Consider the following 18,054-nt stretch of genomic DNA (forward strand, 5'->3'; position numbering starts at 1 on the left):
CTGTCATGAGGAAGTGCGGTGAAAAAAATTGCAGTGTTCGCCGATGTACAAAACCTCTACTACACCGTGCGCCAGGCGTATGGCTGCCACTTCAACTATGCGGCGCTGTGGGCTGATATCAGTTCACGCGGGCAGATCGTCGAGGCGTATGCCTATGCCATCGACCGTGGCGACAGCAAGCAGCAGCAATTCCAACAGATCCTGCGCAACCTGGGCTTTACGGTAAAACTCAAACCCTACATCCAGCGCGCCGACGGCTCGGCCAAGGGCGACTGGGACGTGGGCATCACCCTGGACATCATGGACGCCGCCGACCACGTCGACGAAGTGGTGCTGGCTTCCGGCGACGGTGATTTCGACATGCTGCTCGAACGCATCATCCAAAAGCACGGCGTTGAAGCCGTGGCCTACGGCGTGCCGGGGCTGACGGCCAACTCGCTGATTCGCGCCGCCAGCCGCTACGTGCCCATCGAAGGCGCGCTGCTGCTTAAGTAAGCGCTCAGGCTTAATCAATAGTTAGACGGAGTTGGAACAGGTTTGGAACGTATAGCGGTCATCGACTTTGAAACCACCGGCATCACCCCGAGCAGCCACTGCCGGGCCACGGAAATCGCGGTGGTTATCCTCGAGCGCGGCCAAATCGTGGACCGCTACCAGAGCCTGATGAATGCCGGCGTGCGCGTGCCAGGGTTTATCGAACAACTCACCGGCATCAGCAACGCCATGCTGCGCAGCGCGCCACCGGCTGAGCGGGTGATGAATGAAGTGAATGAATTTGTCGGCACCACGCCACTGCTGGCGCACAACGCCGCGTTCGACCAGAGGTTCTGGGACTTCGAACTGGGCCTGATCCGCCGCACCCGCCTGCAAAAATTCGCCTGCTCGCTGCTGCTGGCCCGCCGCCTGATGCCGACTGCGCCCAACCACAAGCTCGGTACGCTGAACGCGCTCGCCCAACTGCCCCACACCGGCAAGGCCCACCGGGCGATGGCGGATGCGGAGATGGCCGCCAACCTCACCGCGCACCTGGCCCAGCAACTGCGCGGCACCCACGGCTTGCGCGAACTGTCCCACGATTTGCTGTGCACCTTGCAGAAAGTGCCGGCGGCGAAGATCAACGAACACCTGAAAAAACACCGCGGGTTTTAAGCCAACCCCAATTCCAAGAACACTGAAGCTCAAAATGTGGGAGCGGGCTTGCTCGCGAATGCAGTGTGTCAGTCGCCGAATATATTGACTGACCCACCGCCTTCGCGAGCAAGCCCGCTCCCACATTGGGTTATGCGGTGCTCATCGAGGCTGCACACACTCCAACGCCCGATCCACCACACCTTTGGCCATCCCCACCAAATGCATCACCGCCCGCTGCTGGGTGCTGAGCGTCTCACCCGACACATTCACCGTCTCCACCGCGCAATGCAGCAAGTCGGCCGCATGGGCGAGGGCGTCTTCGAAGCTCAGGTTGTCATTAAGCACAAAATTGGGCGCGTCAGGGGCGGATGCTTTGAGGTAGTAGTCGATGGCGCGGCGGTTGAGGAGGGCGTCTTCGCTGGGGAAGTTGGGTGGATCGGGGGTAACTTTGACCATGGTTGAACTCCTTGCTGGAAGAAGTTGGCACCGTCCGCTTGCACGCGAAGAGGGTGGCAACTGTACGTAGGTGTGCAAGACCGGGGCAAGAAGTCAAACCCAGCAGACCCGAAGGTCTCCCACGTACAGCCGCCATAAGGGCGAACGCCAACATGGAAGCTGGCATTTGGCTGTAGGTTGATTGATGGATCTCACTTGCCATCGGACTTGCACGTCCGGCCACCGAACATTCGATGACGGAGCGAGACTAACTACCTGATCCGACGGAAACAAGGCCGTGGAATTCTCTAGGAAACGTCCCGCAAATGAAAGGGATCGGTCCTGCTGGCCACTGAAATATCAGGTGTCGGAGGGGGCTTTTGCGATTTTTCGGAACTGTAAGTAGGTTGTGTCTTTTCGGTCTGTCAGACCCTTCTGGTTTCCCTTTCACCGAGCGGTGACTTCCACCCAGCGATTAAGATCCGCCTCATTATTGGCAATGAGAAATTTGAACTCATGAGCGCCGAGATCAGCGAAAAAGTGATTCAGCTGTTCGTCGATATCATCGGCTTTATCGACCGAAGCCAGGTGACCGAGCAAACGGATTTCATCCATGACTTCAAGATCATTGATGACGACCTGACCTGCTTCGTTATGCAGATTAAGTGGCAGTTCAACCTGCAAGCGACTCAGGAAGACTGGGATCACATCACGACCATTAAGCAGATTGTCGATTTGATTGTTCAGCGCTCAAGCCTTCGGTGAAGCAACTGACGCCATCGCAGGCAAGCCAGCTCTCACAGTAGATCGCATCCAGCCCTGGCGACTCGGTCAAATGTGGGAGCTGGCTTGCCTGCGATGGCGGTGTATCAGCCACCACTTTTTGCTCGTTCCCACGCTCCGCGTGGGAATGCCTCCGGTGACGCTCTGCGTCACGACTTCAAGCGCGGACGCAGAGCGTCCTTGGCTGCATTCCCACGCAGAGCTGGGAACGATCGGTGTCAGGTGGTTTTTCCCTCCAACTGCCCCAACGGCACTCGCCGTTCTATCGCGCTGGACAAAATAATCGAGGTCTTGCTGAACCCGAATTTCGCCACGCGGTTAATCAAGTTCTCCAACTCCGGCATCGAGCCCACCGCTGCCTGCATGATCACGCACGGGTCGCCCGTGACGCGGTGGCATTCGGTCAGCTCGGGGATTTCGGCCAGGGCGTCGTACACCTTTTGGCTGCCGTTGTTGGTCAAGCGCAGTTCGATCGTGCATTGGATGGGCAGGCCGATTTTGGACAGGTCCACCTTGGCCTGATACCCGGTGATCACACCGCTGGCCTCCAGCTTGGCCACGCGCTCAGCCACGGCGGGCGCTGAGAGGTTTACCGTGCGGGCCAATTGCGCGTAGGACGCGCGGCCGTCTTCGAGCAGGGCGCTGAGGAGCATGCGGTCGTATTTGTCCATGATAAGGCTCCAGTAATGCGTGGCTTTCGAAAGCACGGTTTATAGCCCTCACAACCATGCTTTGAAAAGTGTATCGGCGCTTTAAACAGGTTTTGTAACTTATGTTTAGCGTGCTGCCTTTTTAGAATAAGCCTCCCATCTCCTGCCATAGAGCCGCCCAATGCCTGGCCCACGTCGCTTTCCGTTACCGCTGATCGCCGCTTTTTTTGCGTTGTATGTGATTTGGGGTTCCACCTACCTGGTGATTCGAATCGGCGTTGAGTACTGGCCGCCGCTGATGCTGGGTGGCATTCGATTCCTGGTGGCGGGTTTGGTGATGTATGGCTTTTTGCGCTGGCGCGGGGCACCTGCGCCGACGTGGGTGCAGTGGAAGGCTGCGGGCAAGATCGGCATTTTGCTGCTCACCTTTGGCAATGGCGCGGTGTCGGTGGCTGAGCACACGGGGGTTACGTCGGGTGTTGCGGCCTTGGCGGTGGCGACGGTGCCATTGTTCACGTTGCTGTTCGGCTATTTCTGGGGGGCGCGTAATACCCGCCTGGAATGGGCCGGGGTGGTGCTGGGGATTATCGGCATTGCCATGCTCAATATGGGTTCCAACCTGCAGTCGAGCCCGACCGGGGCGATGTTGTTGCTGTTCGCCGCCGCCTCCTGGGCGTTTGGCTCGGTGTGGAGCAGGCACTTGCCGTTACCCGCCGGCGCGATGGCCAGTGCGGCGGAAATGATCGTCGCCGGTGCCTTGCTGTTGGTAGGCAGTGCACTGTCCGGCGAACGCTTGCATTCTGTGCCGCCGATTGAAGGCTGGCTGGCCTTGGCGTACTTGGCCGTGTTCGGTTCGATCATCGCCTTCAGTGCCTATATGTATCTGCTCAAGCACGTACGCCCGGCGGCGGCGACCAGCTATGCCTATGTAAACCCGGCCGTGGCGGTGTTGTTGGGGATTGTGTTCGTCGGTGAGACCATTGGCATGGAAGAAGCCCTGGCGATGCTGGTGATCATCAGCGCGGTGCTATTGATCAGCCTGCCCCAGTGGCGCAAGCCCAAGCCGGAAATAAGGTAAACTGCGGCGCATTACGGTTTTTTTTACCCGCTTATGGCGCTGAACTTTTCCTACGGTAAACACATGACTTTCGCCACACTTGGCCTGATCGAACCCTTGCTGCGCGCCCTTGAGACGCTTGGCTACCAGACCCCGACGCCGGTGCAGGCGCAAGCCATTCCGGCGGTGCTGGCTGGTCGCGACCTGATGGCCGCGGCCCAGACCGGTACCGGCAAAACCGCAGGTTTCGCCCTGCCGCTCCTGCAATTGCTGACCATGGAAGGGCCGAAAGTCGCCGCCAACTCAGCGCGTGCGCTGATCCTGTGCCCGACCCGCGAACTGGCCGAACAGGTTCACGCCAGCGTCGCCGAGTACGCGCAGCACCTGCCGTTGACCACTTACGCGGTGTACGGCGGCGTGAGCATCAACCCGCAGATGATGAAGCTGCGCAAGGGCGTCGACATCCTGGTCGCCACGCCGGGTCGCCTGATCGACCTGTTCCGCCAGAACGCGCTGAAACTCAACCAGTTGCAAACCCTGGTACTGGACGAAGCCGACCGCATGCTCGACCTGGGTTTCTCCGAAGAGCTGGCGAACATCTACCGCATGCTGCCGAAAAAGCGTCAGACCTTGCTGTTCTCCGCGACCTTCTCCGATGAAATCCGCCAACTGGCCGGGCAGATGCTCAACGACCCGCTGAGCATTGAAGTGAGCCCGCGCAACGTCGCCGCCAGCACCGTGAAGCAATGGGTGGTGCCGGTGGACAAGAAGCGCAAGCCGGAGCTGTTTGTGCACTTGATGCGCAAAGGCCGTTGGAAGCAGGTGCTGGTGTTCGCCAAGACCCGTAACGGTGTGGATGCGCTGGTGGACAAGTTGCAGGGCCTGGGCATCAATGCCGACGGCATTCACGGCGACAAACCCCAAGCCACCCGCCAACGCGCACTGGACCGTTTCAAATCCAGCGACGTGCAGATTCTGGTAGCCACCGACGTGGCGGCCCGTGGCCTGGACATTGAAGACTTGCCGCTGGTGGTCAACTTTGACCTGCCGATCGTGGCTGAAGACTACATCCACCGTATCGGCCGTACCGGCCGGGCGGGCAACACCGGTGAGGCGATTTCGCTGGTGTGTGCCGATGAAGTGAACATGCTGTCGGCCATCGAGATGCTCACGCGTCAGACGCTGACCCGCCAGATGGAGCCGGATTTCGAACCGGAGCACCGCGTGCCGGACACCGATGCCAGCGGGCAGGTGGTGAAGAAGCCGAAAAAGCCGAAGAAGCCTAAAGCTTCGGGCGGCGGTGGCGGCAAGCGCAATTTGGGTAAGTGGGTGGACAGTGGTGATGTGGCGCCGGCTGAGCCGTCGATCAAGCCAGTGCGTAAAGTGCCGGTGTTCAACACTGGGCCGCGCAAGAAGAAGTAAGCCTGCCAGGCCCTTCATCGCAGGCAAGCCAGCTCCCACATTTGACGGTGTTCACCGTTCAAAATGTGGGAGCTGGCTTGCCTGCGATAGCGGACTCAAACCTAGCGCTGAAGCCACTCCAATACACCACGCCCCGCCATCCGCCCACTGGCAAAACACCCCGTCAGCAAATACCCGCCGGTCGGCGCTTCCCAATCCAGCATTTCCCCCGCACAGAACACGCCTGGCAATTGCTTGAGCATCAACCGCTCATCCAACGCCTCAAACGGCACGCCGCCTGCGGTGCTGATCGCCTCATCCATCGGCCGTGTCTTTACCAGTGTCAGTGGCAGCGCCTTGATATCCACCGCCAATTGCGCCGGATCATGGAAGTGCTCAGCTGGCGCCAGTTCACGCAACAGCGCCGCCTTTACGCCATCGAGCCCCAACTGACTGTGCAAATGCTTGCTCATTGATCGCGAACCACGCGGCTTGGCCAACGCGGCCTGCACCTTGTCCAGCGGCTTGCTCGGCAACAGGTCGATATGCACGGTAGCTGAGCCATTACGGTTGATCGCTTCGCGAATCGGCGCCGACAGCGCGTAGATCAAACTGCCCTCGATGCCCATGGCGGTGACGACGCATTCGCCCAGCCGAGGCTTGTCCTCCCCTAGGCCGATGGCGACGTTCTTCAGCGGCGCGCCCGCAAATTTGCTGACCATCAACTCGCTCCAGCCCGACACTTCGAAGCCGCAATTGCTCGGTTGCAGCGCGGCGTAGGGCACGCCTTTATCTTCCAGCAACTTGAGCCAGGCACCGTCGGAGCCCAGGCGCGACCAGCTGCCGCCGCCCAAGGCCAGCAACACCGCATCGCTGTGGACAGTTTTAGCGCCGTCCGGGCTGTGGATAAGTAAACCGCCGTCGTCGGTCCAGCCCAGCCAGCGATGCCGGGTGTGGATAACCACGCCTTGGTCGCGCAGGCGCTTGAGCCAGGCGCGCAGCAGTGGGGCGGCTTTCATGTCGGTAGGAAATACGCGGCCGGAGGTGCCGACAAAGGTCTCGATGCCCAGGCCATGAATCCACTCGCACAAAGCCTCTGCGCCAAACGCGCGCAACAACGGCGCCATGTGCGGCGCGCGTTCGGCGTAACGCGACAGGAACCCCGGGTACGCCTCGGAGTGGGTGATGTTCATGCCGCCCACGCCCGCCAGCAGGAACTTGCGCCCCACCGAAGGCATGCCGTCGTACACGTCCACCCGCACGCCCGCCTGGCTCAAGACTTCAGCGGCCATCAGCCCGGCAGGGCCGCCGCCGATAATAGTGACGTGTTGAGAAGGGGTCTGGGGCATGGGCAGGGCTACGGTCGCTTGAATAGGCCGAGCATTCTACCCGACGACGGCGTAGCTGCCTGATCAAAAAACGTACACTTTCCTACACGCCATACGGCTGCTGGCTTTCAGGCCTTTACGCTCAAGTTATCCACAGGCCGTTCCACAGGCATTGTGGGTAACGCCCACAACTCAATGACAACCTGATGACGCCCACACCCGTTGTGCGCTGTGGTGCAGGATGCCGTGGCGGCGCGCCAGGGCCGGGCGGTCTTTGCTGTAGCCGCCGCCGATCACGCCCATCACGGGGATGTCGCGGCCCAGGCAGTGGCGCATCACGCTTTCATCGCGGGCGGCAACGCCTGCGTCTGTCAGTTTGAGGTAACCGAGGGCGTCGTCCTTGTGTACATCCACACCCGCGTCGTACAGCACCAGGTCGGGCTGGTACAGCGGCAACAGGTAGTTGAGCGCGTCGTCGACCACCTTGAGGTAGTCGGCATCGCCCATGCCCATGGGCAGCGGGATGTCCCAGTCGCTCTGGGCCTTGCGCGCCGGGAAGTTCTTTTCGCAGTGCAGCGACACGGTGATGGCATCCGGCGTGTCGTGCAGGATGCGCGCGGTGCCGTCGCCCTGGTGGACGTCGCAATCGAAGATCAGCACGCGGTTGACCCGCCCGCTCGCCAGCAGGTAATGGCTGATCACCGCCAGGTCATTGAAGATGCAAAAGCCCGCCGGATAGTCGTAATGGGCGTGGTGCGTGCCGCCCGCCAGGTGGCAGGCCAGGCCGTGTTCCAGGGCTTTTTCTGCTGCGAGAATTGAGCCGCCAACTGCACGCACGGTGCGCCGCGCCAGGGCTTCGTTCCAGGGCAGGCCGAGGCGGCGTTGGTCTTCGCGGGACAGCTCACCGCTCATGTAGCGCTCGATATACCCTGGTTCATGGGCCAGGGCCAGAATCTCGGCGGGGCAGACCTCGGGTCGCAGCAGGTGGCTGTCCTGGGTCAGGCCGCTGTCCACCAGGTGGTCACGCAACAGGCGGAATTTGTCCATGGGGAACCGGTGGTCCGCCGGGAACTCAGGGCTGTAGTCATCGTGGTAGATCAATGGCAGAGGCATGGGATTTTCTGACGGGAACCTGCGACGGATCTTACCAGCGCTGTACACTCACGCACATGGCAAGGGAGGGGGACCCATGGAGCCGATACTGGAATTGGAAAGCGCACGCCTGGTGCTGCGCCAATGGCGCGACAGCGACCTGACGGAATTTGCACGCATGTGCACCGACCCACAGGTGATGCGTTATTTCCCGGCCAAACTGAGCCACTTGGAAAGCGCGGCGTTGATCGGCCGGATTCGCGGGCACTTCGCCGAATATGGCTTTGGCTTTTGGGCCTTGCAGCGCAAGGACACCGGCGAATTTATCGGCCTCACCGGGCTGCAAAACGTCAACTTCGAGGCCGACTTTACCCCGGCGGTAGAAATTGGCTGGCGCCTGGCCCGCGAGCATTGGGGCCTGGGTTACGCCAGCGAGGCGGCGTGGACCGCGCTGCGCTGTGGTTTCGACCGGCTGCAGTTGGATGAAATCCTCGCCTTCACCACCCAATCCAATCTGCCATCACAAAAAGTCATGCAGGCCATCGGTATGCATTACGATCCGCAGGCAGATTTTGAACACCCCAAGGTCGCAGCCGATGACCCGCTGCGCCATCATGTGTTGTACCGCATCACCCGCGCCCAATGGTTGGACACGCTGCACGGATAAGCAGCCCGGAATGCTCTATTGATTGTAGGAGTTGCTCTATGAGCCAAGTATTGGAAGATCTGGTGGACTTGCTGACCCTGGAGCCGATCGAGGAAAACCTCTTTCGCGGCCGCAGCCAGGACCTGGGTTTTCGCCAACTGTTCGGCGGCCAAGTGCTGGGCCAGTCGCTGTCGGCCGCCAGCCAGACCGTAGAAGAAGCGCGCCACGTGCATTCCCTGCATGGCTATTTCCTGCGCCCTGGCGATGCAGCACTGCCCGTGGTGTATTCGGTGGACCGCGTGCGCGATGGCGGCAGTTTCAGCACGCGCCGCGTCACGGCGATCCAGAAGGGCAACCCGATTTTCACCTGCACCACCTCGTTCCAGTATGACGAAGAAGGCTTCGAGCACCAGACCACCATGCCCGTGGTGGTCGGCCCGGAAAACCTGCCGTCGGAGCTGGAACTGACCAAGCAACGCGCGCACCTGATCCCCGAGCACATGCGCGACAAGCTGCTGTGCCCCAAGCCGATCGAAGTGCGCCCGGTGACCGAAAAAGACCCGTTCAACCCGCAGCCGTCCGACCCGGTCAAGTACGTGTGGTTTCGTGCTGACGGCGCACTGGCCGATTCGCCGGCGCTGCATAAATACCTGCTGGCTTACGCTTCGGACTTCGGCCTGCTGACCACTTCGCTGCTGCCCCACGGCAAAACGGTTTGGCAGAAAGACATGCAAGTCGCCAGCCTTGACCACGCGTTGTGGTTCCACGCCGACCTGCGCGCCGATGACTGGCTGCTCTACGCCATGGACAGCCCGTGGGCCGGTAATTCCCGAGGTTTCTCTCGAGGTAGCGTGTACAACCGCGCCGGGCAACTGGTGGCTTCGGTGACCCAGGAAGGGCTGATTCGCCATCGCAAGGATTGGGCATGAGCCTGTCGGACGTTAAGCATTGGGTGTTTGACATGGACGGCACCCTCACGGTGGCCGTGCATGATTTTGCGGCGATTCGCGCGGCCCTCGATATTCCACCTGAAGATGACATTCTCACCCACCTGGCGGCATTGCCTGCGCAGGTGGCAGCGGCCAAGCATGCCTGGTTGCTTGAGCACGAGCGGGAGCTGGCCTTGGGCTCGGTTGCCGCTGTTGGCGCGGTGGAGTTGGTGCGCGAGCTGGCAGGGCGGGGTTATCGCCTGGGCATCCTGACGCGCAATGCGCGCGAGTTGGCGCATATCACCCTTGAAGCGATTGGCTTGGCGGACTGCTTTGCGGTCGAGGATGTGCTGGGGCGTGATGATGCGCCGCCCAAGCCAGATCCGGGTGGGTTGCTGAAGTTGGCGACTGCCTGGCAGGTAGCGCCGAGCGAGATGGTGATGGTCGGGGATTACCGCTTTGACCTGGATTGTGGCAGGGCGGCCGGGACCAGGACCGTGTTGGTTAATCTGCCGGAGAACCCGTGGCCGGAACTGGCGGATTGGCATGCTGAGGATTGCGCGGCGTTGCGCCGAATGCTCTAACCCAGACACCTATGTCGGGCTTAGGTGGGAGCTGAACTTGTGTGGGAGCTGGCTTGCCTGCGATAGCATCACCTCGCTATGCCTGTTAGACCGAGGTGTCTGCATCGCAGGCAAGCCAGCTCCCACATTTTTAACCCGGTTTCGCCAGTTACTTACCGAACAACACCTTCTCACCCTCAGGCGACGTAAACATCTTATCGCCGTCGTGCCCAACCCCAGGCACTTCCACCAGCTTCTGCGTCAGTTGCGGATGGCGCTGCTTGAGGTAGTCAAAATAGTTATGCCCACGAATCAGGCGATACGCGCCCTGGGTCTCGGCTTCGCAGCTTTTATCCAGCGCCGGGTGGTTGGGGTCGGTGTCTTGCTGGCCCAGCAGGTAGGTGATGTTGCGTGATACGTAAACCTGCTCCAACTGCTGCGCGCTCTGGCCCTTGGCGTAATCCGGCAGGTTTTGCATGCCGTACTTCCAGTCGTTAAAGCCTGGGCAACTGGCCACATCAAACTTCACCGGGCGTTGCGGGGTGAAGTAGGCGTAGGACGATGGGTTGGCCACCACGTAACGCAGGCTGATGCCCTCGGTTTGCAACATCGGGTGGTCATGGCCAGTGAGGGCGAAGCGCTGCACCACCTGGCCGCCGCCGGAATGGCCGGCTACCACGATTTCTTTCAAGGCCGGGAACAGCTTGCGGTTGCCCAGGTGCTTGATGATCTGGTCGAGGGCGCCATAGGAGCTGACCTGGCCTGGGCCGGTCGACGGGGCGCCGGCCATCCAGTCGTTGTGGTTCCAGCGCAGCGCCTGGCTGTCGAGATGGTTGCGCTGGGTATCCAACTCATTCAGAAACTGCGGTGCGATCACCAGGGTATTGGCGGCAACGCCTGCGTGTTGGGCGGCATCTTCGCCGCTTTGCAGGTAGGTCTGCGCATTGCGCAGGCGACCGTGCACGATGATCAACGCGCGGGTGACGTTGGGCAGCGGCTGGCGCCAGTCCTGGCTCAAGCCCAGGCTCAAGGCGCCGGCCTCCAGTTGGAAACGATCGGGGCTGACCACCTTGACGCCATGTTCTTTCTCGGCGGCCCAGGTGGCGGTGGAACACATCGCTAATGCGCTAAGCAGCAATCCCAATCGTTTATTCATTTAAAGACTCTTGGCTGTAAAGGTGTCGCATTGAGAGATCTGGCCCTCTGCGAAGCCGGTCTTGAACCAGCGAACCCGCTGTGCCGAGGTGCCGTGGGTAAACGAGTCCGGCACTACGCGCCCTTGACCCTGTTGCTGCAAACGGTCATCGCCGATGGCGTTGGCCGCATTCAGTGCCGCTTCAATATCGCCGGGCTCCAGCCAGTTCAGGCGTTTTTGCGCGCGGTTGGCCCACACGCCGGCGAAACAGTCGGCTTGCAGTTCCTGGCGTACCAGTAAACCGCCGTCACCTTCCATCTGCCGACCTTGCTGGCGTGCGGCCTGGATCTTGGCCGAGATGCCCAGCAGCGTTTGCACGTGGTGCCCGACTTCGTGGGCGATCACATACGCCTGGGCGAACTCGCCCGAAGCCTTGAAGCGTTGCGACATCTCCCGGAAGAAATCCAGGTCCAGATACACTTGCTGGTCAGCCGGGCAATAGAACGGGCCGCTGGCCGAGGTGGCACCACCGCAGGCGGAATTGACCCGGCCACGGAACAGAATCAGTTTCGGGTTCTTGTAGGCCAACCCGTTTTCCTTGAACACCTGGCCCCAGGTGTCTTCCGTGTCGCCCAGCACGGCGCGCACGAAATCGGCCTGCTGGTCGTTGGCCGGCGGCGCCTGGCGCGCCTGCGTACTCGCCGGGGGCGTTTGCTCCATTTGGCCGCTTAGCTGGCCGAGGATCTGCATCGGGTCCTGGCCAGTCAGCCAGCCAATGCCGACGATCAGCACGATCGCCGTGAGGCTCAGGCCTTTGCCGCCGCCAAAGCGCATGCCGCCACCGCCGCCGCCGCTGTCATCGCGGGCGTCCACCACGTTGTCGCTGCGTCGGCCTTTTTTCCATAGCATGGGTGCAGTCCTCTCGTTAAGCCTGTGCTCTTTATTTTAAGAGCAGTGTTGTTGGTGCAGGGGCATGGCGCCAGCCCGGCTGTCTGACAAGCAACGAGAGCTGCCTAGTATCGCTGCTGTCAGGCCGTGTCGGCAGGGGCGCCAGATGAAAGTTATGTCAGGTTTGCCGCCTCAGTCGCGGCAGTAGCCTTCGCCGGTGTCGACGATCAGGCAGTCTTTTTTATCTGCCAGCCATTTAAGGCCCGTGGCTTCACCGTCGCCGGCGCTCAACTGTTGCGGGCCGTCCGGGCGGGTGAAACTGATGCCGTCTTCATTGGCTTCGCCTTTGAAGGTGCCGGAGTCGTCAGCATCAAGGCCGTATTTCATGGTAAGCAGGTAATGGCCACGGCCGATGCTGTCGTCCTTGGCGATAGTCAGGTTCAGGCCTTCGACGCCGATCCATTTGCCGACCCATTTATCGGTCGGTGGGGTTGCCGGCACCAGCGTGGCTTGCACGGAAGCGGGGGCGGGCTTAGGGGCCTCCTTGGGTTCCTTGTTACACGCGGTGAGCAGGGCAAGGGCAGAAAGAACAAAGAGTGTTTTTTTCATAGCGACATGGCCTTGGTTAAAAAGGGTGCAACGCGACGGTGAACGTGCAGCGTTGGACTCGAAACCCGTGATTTAGTGCGCTGTTCGCACGGTGTTTGGTTATGCTCTTGGGGCAGATGCAAGCCCGGCTGCTAGATTACCGGGTTGAGTGCCAAAGCGTTCAGCCCACCATGCAAGAGAATTCAATGACTGTCAGCACACCCCTTTCCGGCGTCAACCATCCTTTCAAAGGCATCCTGCTGATTGTGCTGGCGACGTTTCTGTTCTCCAGCCACGACGCCCTGTCCAAATACCTGGCCGGGTTTTACCCGATTGTAATGGTGGTGTGGGCGCGTTACCTGGTGCACACCTTGCTGATGGCCGGGATATTCCTGCCGCAATCCGGCTTGCGGGTGCTGCGCAGCAAGCGGCCGGGCATGCAGGTGGTGCGGGCGTTGTGCCTGTTGGGCACAAGTCTGTTCTTTACTGCGGCGCTGCATTACATCCCGTTGGCGGAAGCCACGGCGGTGAACTTCCTGGCACCGATCCTGGTGACGGCGCTGTCGGTGCCTTTGCTCGGCGAGCACGTCACGCGTGGCCAATGGCTGGCGGTGATCTGCGGGTTTGTCGGTGTGTTGATCATCATCCACCCCGGCGGCGAGTTGTTCACGCCTGCGGTGTTGCTGCCGCTGTGTTCGGCGATGTTCTTCTGTTTCTACCAACTGCTCACACGCATCCTCAGCCAATACGACACGCCGACCACCAGCAACTTCTTCGCCGGGCTGTGCAATACCTTGGTGATGAGTGCGCTGGTGCCGTTCTTCTGGCAGGTCCCGACGCTGTGGCATGCCTGCCTGATGCTGGCGCTGGGCACCTGCGGCATGACGGCGCACTTGATGTTGACCCAGGCGTTCCGCTTCGCGGCGCCAGCCTTGCTGGCACCGTTCGGCTATTGCCAGATCGTGTTTGCGGGGTTATTGGGTTGGCTGGTGTTCAACCATACCCCCGACGTGACCACGGTGGTCGGCATCGGGGTGATCTGCATGAGCGGGCTGGCCGCTGCCTGGCAGCAGCGGCGGCGGTGAGTTACACGTCGACTGTGGGAATCTTGCGCGGCGCCATGAAGTACATCCAGGTCAGCGCAATGAAATACATCGCCGGGATCAGGGTGAACAACACGGTGTAGTTGTTGTTGGTCACGGTAAGGATGTGCCCGACGATCTGGGTCATGAACATGCCGCCGATGGCCGCGCACATGCCGCCGAAACCGAACACCGTGCTCATCATGTGCTTGGGCGTGTAGTCCATCACCAGGCTCCAGATGTTGGCGGTCCAGGCCTGGTGCGCGCCGATCGCCAGGGAGATGGCGAACACTGCAACCCACAATTGGCTGGAACCGGCGGCCATGATCACGCCAACGATGCAGCAGGCAAACAGCAGCATCGACAACAGCCGCGCCTTGATCGCATTCATCCCGCGGCCGATCAGGAATGACGACAGAATCCCGCCACCCACGCTGCCGAAGTCGGCGGTGAGGTAAATGATGATCAGCGGAATGCCCATCTGGGTCACGTTGATGCCCAGGTTATATTGCTGGTTCAGGAACGGCGGCAGCCAATACAGGTAGAACCAGAACACCGGCGCGGTCATGGCGTAGGCGAGGGCGAAGGCCCAGGTGCCGCGCATGCGCAGGATGCGGCTGAACGGCACGCTCGGTTGCTCGGGTTCGGCTTCCTGTTGCACGTAGTCCAATTCGGATTGTTTGGCCGTCGGATGGTCCTCCGGGTTGTAGTACTTCAAACCCCAGAACACCAGCCAGATCGCGCCGAGTGCCGACATGCACAGGAACGCCGCCTGCCAGCCCCACACGTGCAGGATCAACGGCAGCAGCATTGGGGTCATCATCGCGCCGACGTTGGTGCCGGCGTTGAAGATGCCGGTGGCCACTGCGCGCTCACCGGCCGGGAACCACAAGCGTGTGGTCTTTACGCAGGCCGGGTAGTTGGCGGCTTCCGTCAGCCCGAGAATAAAGCGGCAGACCATAAAGCCCACCGCCGAGGTGGCCAGGCCGTGGGCACCGGTGGCCAGGCTCCACAGCAGCACGGCGCAGAAGAACACGCGCTTGACGCCCACGCGGTCAATCAGCCGGCCTTGCAGCACAAAACCGATGGCATAACCCACCTGGAACCAGAAGTTGATGTTGGCGTAGTCCATCGCCGTCCAGCTCATCTCTTTGGCCAGGATCGGTTGCATCACGCCCAGGGCGGCGCGGTCGATGTAGTTCAGGGTGGTGGCGAAGAACACCAGGGCCAGCATGCCCCAGCGCGTTTTACCCACGGCCATGGCGCCACGGATCTTGTCGCCGATGCCGGCGTGCGGGTTGCCCGGGCGCGCGGCCAGAGCGGAGTTTTGCGAAGGCATGAGGTCGTACCCGTTTTTGAAATTTTTATGGTGTGTTCTGGGTCTTGGTGCAGGTTCGATGGTGCGCAGTGGTTAAAAAGTCGTCAATTCGCCAACAGGGCATAGTGTTCGGTAATCGCACAAAAAACTAACCGGTTCGTACATTTTAATTGCTGCGTGTAGGCTAGGGGCCAATAATTTGCTGCAAATAACAACTCCGGGAGTCGCCCCATGCAACGTTCCATTGCCACCGTTTCCTTGAGCGGCACCCTGCCGGAAAAGCTCGAAGCCATTGCCGCTGCCGGGTTCGACGGGGTGGAGATCTTCGAGAACGACCTGCTGTATTACGACGGCAGCCCGCGGGAAGTTAGGCAAATGTGCGCCGACCTGGGCATTGCCATCACCTTGTTCCAGCCGTTCCGCGACTTTGAAGGATGCCGCCGCGACCGCCTGGCGCGCAACCTGGAACGCGCCGAGCGCAAATTCGATTTGATGCAGGAGCTGGGCACCGACCTGGTGCTGGTGTGCAGCAATGCCTCGGCAGATTGCGTGGGCGATGAACGCATTTTGCTTGATGACCTCAGCTTGCTGGCCGAGCACGCTGGCCGCCGTGGTTTGCGCATTGGTTATGAAGCGCTGGCCTGGGGCAAGCATGTGAACACCTGGCAGCAGGTGTGGAACCTGGTGCGCCAGGTCGATCACCCAAGCCTGGGCGTGTTGCTCGACAGCTTCCATACCTTGTCGCTCAAGGGCGACCCGAGCGGCATTGCCGACATTCCCGGCGACAAAATCTTCTTTGTGCAAATGGCCGACGCGCCGGTCCTGGCCATGGATGTACTGGAGTGGAGCCGGCATTTCCGCTGTTTCCCGGGGCAGGGCGAATTTGACCTGGCAGGCTTTCTCGCGCCGATCATCAAAAGTGGCTACACCGGGCCCTTGTCCCTGGAGATTTTCAACGACGGTTTCCGCGCCGCACCCACCCGCGCGAATGCGGCGGATGGCTTGCGTTCGCTGCTGTACCTGGAAGAGAAAACCCGTGAACGCCTCAAGCAGGAGGCGCCGGCCCAGCCTGTCGAGATTCTGTTTGATACCCCGGCGGCCAGCGAATACAACGGCATCGAATTCCTCGAGTTTGCCGTGGACGAAAGCCTCGGCGCCAAGCTGACCCACTGGCTGGAACGCCTGGGGTTCGTCAAGGCTGGGCAGCACCGCTCCAAGAGTGTGAGCCTGTTGCGCCAGGGGGATATCAACCTGATCCTCAACTGTGAACCCTATTCGTTCGCCCACAACTTTTTCGAAGCCCACGGCCCGTCGTTGTGCGCCACGGCCATTCGGGTCAAGGACAGCGCCAAGGCGCTGGAGCGGGCCGTGGCCTACAAAGGCCAGCCGTATCGCGGGCTGGTCGGGCCTAACGAGCTGGAGCTGGCGGCGGTACGTGCGCCGGATGGCAGCCTGATTTATCTGGTGGACCCTGCCGAGGGTGCGCTGTACGACACCGACTTCAACTTGCAAGCGGCAACGGCGTCCAGCGGCGGCCTGTTGCGCATCGACCATATGGCCATGGCCTTGCCGGCCGACAGCCTCGACAGTTGGGTGCTGTTCTACAAGAGCCTGCTGGATTTCGAGGCCGATGATGAAGTGGTGCTGCCCGACCCGTATGGCCTGGTGAAAAGCCGAGCGTTGCGCAGCCGGTGCAGCTCGATCCGCTTGCCGCTGAATATCTCCGAGAACCGCAACACGGCAATTTCCCACGCGCTGTCGAGTTATCGTGGTTCGGGTGTGCACCACATTGCTTTTGACTGCGCGGATATTTTTGCGGAGGTCAGCCGGGCCAAAGCGGCCGGCGTGCCGTTACTGGATATCCCGCTCAACTACTACGACGACCTGGCCGCACGGTTTGATTTCGACGATGAGTTCCTCAGCGAACTGGCGTACTACAACGTGCTGTACGACCGTGATGCCCAGGGCGGTGAGTTGTTTCATGTGTACACCGAGGCGTTCGAAGGGCGGTTTTTCTTCGAGATCATCCAGCGCAAGAACGGCTACGCCGGGTATGGCGCGGCCAATGTGGCGGTGCGCCTGGCTGCGATGGCCAAATCGCGCAGCGGCGCGGCACGTCAGGCGCGTTTATAACGGCCGGCCAGGTGCTTCCTTCGGGAAGCGCCTCGGCCCATAATCGCCGCTTGCACAACAAAAATGGCCGTGAGCGCACCATGACCCTGACCCCCGACCTCTCCGCTGTGTCAGACACACCGCGCAAGAGTCGCAAGAACAACCCGGAAAAGACCCGCGAAAACATCCTGCAGGAAGCCATCGTCGAGTTTGTTCAGCAGGGCCTGTCCGGCGCGCGCGTGGATGCGATCGCCGAGCGTATCCACACCTCCAAACGCATGATCTATTACTACTTCGGCAGCAAGGAGCAGTTGTACGTCGAGGTGCTGGAAAAACTCTACGGCGACATCCGCAACACCGAAACCCGCATGAACCTCACCGCTCTGGAACCGCGTGAAGCGATCCGTCGGCTGGTGGAATTCACCTTTGATCACCACGACCAGAACGTGGATTTCGTGCGCATCGTCAGCATCGAGAATATCCACAACGCGGAATACGTGAAGCGCTCGGATTCGATCAAGGCGATGAACAGCAACATCCTCGAAGCGCTGGGCGCCACATTGCGGCGGGGTGCCGAGATGGGGGTGTTTCGCGAGGGGCTGGAGCCGCTGGATGTGCACCTGCTGATCAACTCATTCAGCTTTTACCGGGTGTCCAACCGCCATACGTTCAGTGAGATTTTTCAGATCGAGCTGTCGGACGAAGCGATTAAACAGCGGCATCGGGAGATGATTTGTGAGTCGGTGATGCGGTACTTGCAGGCCTGAATTCACCCGATTCCCAGTCTGGAATGCAATCAGTGTGGGCGCTGGCAAGCCAGCTCTTATCAAACAAAAAATAACTCATTGTTTTTGCTATTAAAAATCAAGCCGCTTCAATCAGCTGCAACCCCAACTTTCGCGCCTTGCGTTCCAGG

General features: G+C 60.7%; 19 protein-coding genes. 11 read left to right on the forward strand and 8 right to left on the reverse strand.

The genetic code is table 11. The features are described 5' to 3' along the window. The first annotated feature begins 18 nt into the window (after window positions 1-18). Together ASE80_RS29550 and ASE80_RS29555 are read left to right on the forward strand one after the other, a co-directional pair. On the forward strand, window positions 19-495 hold the full coding sequence (locus ASE80_RS29550) for a LabA-like NYN domain-containing protein (RefSeq protein ID WP_017139349.1): 477 nt from the start codon (window positions 19-21) through the stop codon (window positions 493-495). Between the two features lie 42 nt (window positions 496-537). Next, a complete protein-coding gene (locus ASE80_RS29555) occupies window positions 538-1,149 on the forward strand; it encodes a 3'-5' exonuclease (protein ID WP_056861997.1) in 612 nt (203 codons plus the stop codon). Window positions 1,150-1,290: 141 nt separating this feature from the next. On the opposite strand, the gene ASE80_RS29560 is transcribed toward ASE80_RS29555, so the two are convergent. Continuing rightward, complete coding sequence (locus ASE80_RS29560) at window positions 1,291-1,587, reverse strand: DUF3077 domain-containing protein (protein WP_056861998.1); 297 nt, start codon at window positions 1,585-1,587, stop codon at window positions 1,291-1,293. Window positions 1,588-2,082: 495 nt separating this feature from the next. On the opposite strand from ASE80_RS29560, the gene ASE80_RS29565 reads away from it, so the two are divergent. Beyond that, the gene (locus ASE80_RS29565; RefSeq protein WP_056861999.1) at window positions 2,083-2,331 is read left to right on the forward strand and encodes a hypothetical protein; all 249 of its coding nucleotides are present in this window, start codon (window positions 2,083-2,085) and stop codon (window positions 2,329-2,331) included. 236 nt (window positions 2,332-2,567) lie between these two features. Here the strand turns inward: ASE80_RS29565 and ASE80_RS29570 are convergent, their stop codons facing one another. Next, complete coding sequence (locus tag ASE80_RS29570) at window positions 2,568-3,020, reverse strand: Lrp/AsnC family transcriptional regulator (RefSeq protein WP_017139344.1); 453 nt, start codon at window positions 3,018-3,020, stop codon at window positions 2,568-2,570. A gap of 160 nt (window positions 3,021-3,180) precedes the next feature. Between ASE80_RS29570 and yedA the strand changes: the two genes are divergently transcribed. Then, a complete protein-coding gene (yedA, locus tag ASE80_RS29575; protein ID WP_056862000.1) occupies window positions 3,181-4,077 on the forward strand; it encodes a drug/metabolite exporter YedA in 897 nt (298 codons plus the stop codon). Between the two features lie 63 nt (window positions 4,078-4,140). After that, window positions 4,141-5,478: a DEAD/DEAH box helicase gene (locus ASE80_RS29580; protein WP_056862011.1), complete on the forward strand. Its 1,338-nt coding sequence runs from the start codon at window positions 4,141-4,143 to the stop codon at window positions 5,476-5,478. A 101-nt stretch (window positions 5,479-5,579) separates the two neighbouring features. Here ASE80_RS29580 and ASE80_RS29585 read toward each other — a convergent pair whose 3' ends face one another. Both ASE80_RS29585 and ASE80_RS29590 read right to left on the reverse strand, forming a co-directional pair. Further along, on the reverse strand, window positions 5,580-6,806 hold the full coding sequence (locus tag ASE80_RS29585) for a TIGR03862 family flavoprotein (RefSeq protein WP_056862001.1): 1,227 nt from the start codon (window positions 6,804-6,806) through the stop codon (window positions 5,580-5,582). 171 nt (window positions 6,807-6,977) lie between these two features. Next, window positions 6,978-7,898, reverse strand: a complete 921-nt coding sequence (locus ASE80_RS29590) for a histone deacetylase family protein (protein ID WP_017139340.1) — start codon at window positions 7,896-7,898, stop codon at window positions 6,978-6,980. Between the two features lie 76 nt (window positions 7,899-7,974). Here ASE80_RS29590 and ASE80_RS29595 point away from each other — a divergent pair, with 76 nt between their 5' ends. Genes ASE80_RS29595 through ASE80_RS29605 form a run of 3 tightly spaced genes read left to right on the forward strand, consistent with a single transcriptional unit; the run spans window position 7,975 to window position 10,036 of the window. After that, window positions 7,975-8,544 (forward strand): GNAT family N-acetyltransferase, encoded by a 570-nt coding sequence (locus ASE80_RS29595; RefSeq protein WP_056862002.1) that lies wholly within the window; start codon window positions 7,975-7,977, stop codon window positions 8,542-8,544. A 38-nt stretch (window positions 8,545-8,582) separates the two neighbouring features. Next, a complete protein-coding gene (gene tesB, locus ASE80_RS29600) occupies window positions 8,583-9,452 on the forward strand; it encodes an acyl-CoA thioesterase II (protein ID WP_017139338.1) in 870 nt (289 codons plus the stop codon). Then, window positions 9,449-10,036, forward strand: coding sequence for an HAD family hydrolase (locus ASE80_RS29605; RefSeq protein WP_056862003.1), 588 nt, complete (start codon window positions 9,449-9,451; stop codon window positions 10,034-10,036). The genes tesB and ASE80_RS29605 overlap by 4 nt, the downstream gene beginning before the upstream one ends. A gap of 148 nt (window positions 10,037-10,184) precedes the next feature. Here the strand turns inward: ASE80_RS29605 and ASE80_RS29610 are convergent, their stop codons facing one another. The 3 genes from ASE80_RS29610 to ASE80_RS29620 all read right to left on the reverse strand — a co-directional run bounded on the left by ASE80_RS29610 (window position 10,185) and on the right by ASE80_RS29620 (window position 12,647). Further along, a complete protein-coding gene (locus ASE80_RS29610; RefSeq protein WP_056862004.1) occupies window positions 10,185-11,171 on the reverse strand; it encodes an alpha/beta hydrolase in 987 nt (328 codons plus the stop codon). Further along, window positions 11,172-12,059, reverse strand: coding sequence for a KPN_02809 family neutral zinc metallopeptidase (ypfJ, locus tag ASE80_RS29615; RefSeq protein WP_056862005.1), 888 nt, complete (start codon window positions 12,057-12,059; stop codon window positions 11,172-11,174). It abuts the gene before it with no gap. 171 nt (window positions 12,060-12,230) lie between these two features. Next, the gene (locus ASE80_RS29620; RefSeq protein WP_056862006.1) at window positions 12,231-12,647 is read right to left on the reverse strand and encodes a membrane lipoprotein lipid attachment site-containing protein; all 417 of its coding nucleotides are present in this window, start codon (window positions 12,645-12,647) and stop codon (window positions 12,231-12,233) included. Between the two features lie 185 nt (window positions 12,648-12,832). Between ASE80_RS29620 and ASE80_RS29625 the strand changes: the two genes are divergently transcribed. Further along, a complete protein-coding gene (locus ASE80_RS29625; RefSeq protein ID WP_056862007.1) occupies window positions 12,833-13,711 on the forward strand; it encodes a DMT family transporter in 879 nt (292 codons plus the stop codon). A gap of 1 nt (window position 13,712) precedes the next feature. Here the strand turns inward: ASE80_RS29625 and ASE80_RS29630 are convergent, their stop codons facing one another. Then, a complete protein-coding gene (locus ASE80_RS29630) occupies window positions 13,713-15,047 on the reverse strand; it encodes an MFS transporter (RefSeq protein WP_056862008.1) in 1,335 nt (444 codons plus the stop codon). Between the two features lie 210 nt (window positions 15,048-15,257). Here ASE80_RS29630 and quiC point away from each other — a divergent pair, with 210 nt between their 5' ends. Further along, on the forward strand, window positions 15,258-17,159 hold the full coding sequence (gene quiC / locus ASE80_RS29635; RefSeq protein WP_017139331.1) for a 3-dehydroshikimate dehydratase QuiC: 1,902 nt from the start codon (window positions 15,258-15,260) through the stop codon (window positions 17,157-17,159). Window positions 17,160-17,239: 80 nt separating this feature from the next. Then, window positions 17,240-17,905 (forward strand): TetR/AcrR family transcriptional regulator, encoded by a 666-nt coding sequence (locus tag ASE80_RS29640; RefSeq protein WP_056862012.1) that lies wholly within the window; start codon window positions 17,240-17,242, stop codon window positions 17,903-17,905. Window positions 17,906-18,054 lie beyond the last annotated feature (149 nt).

This window comes from Pseudomonas sp. Leaf15, assembly GCF_001421425.1.
GTDB lineage: Bacteria > Pseudomonadota > Gammaproteobacteria > Pseudomonadales > Pseudomonadaceae > Aquipseudomonas > Aquipseudomonas salomonii.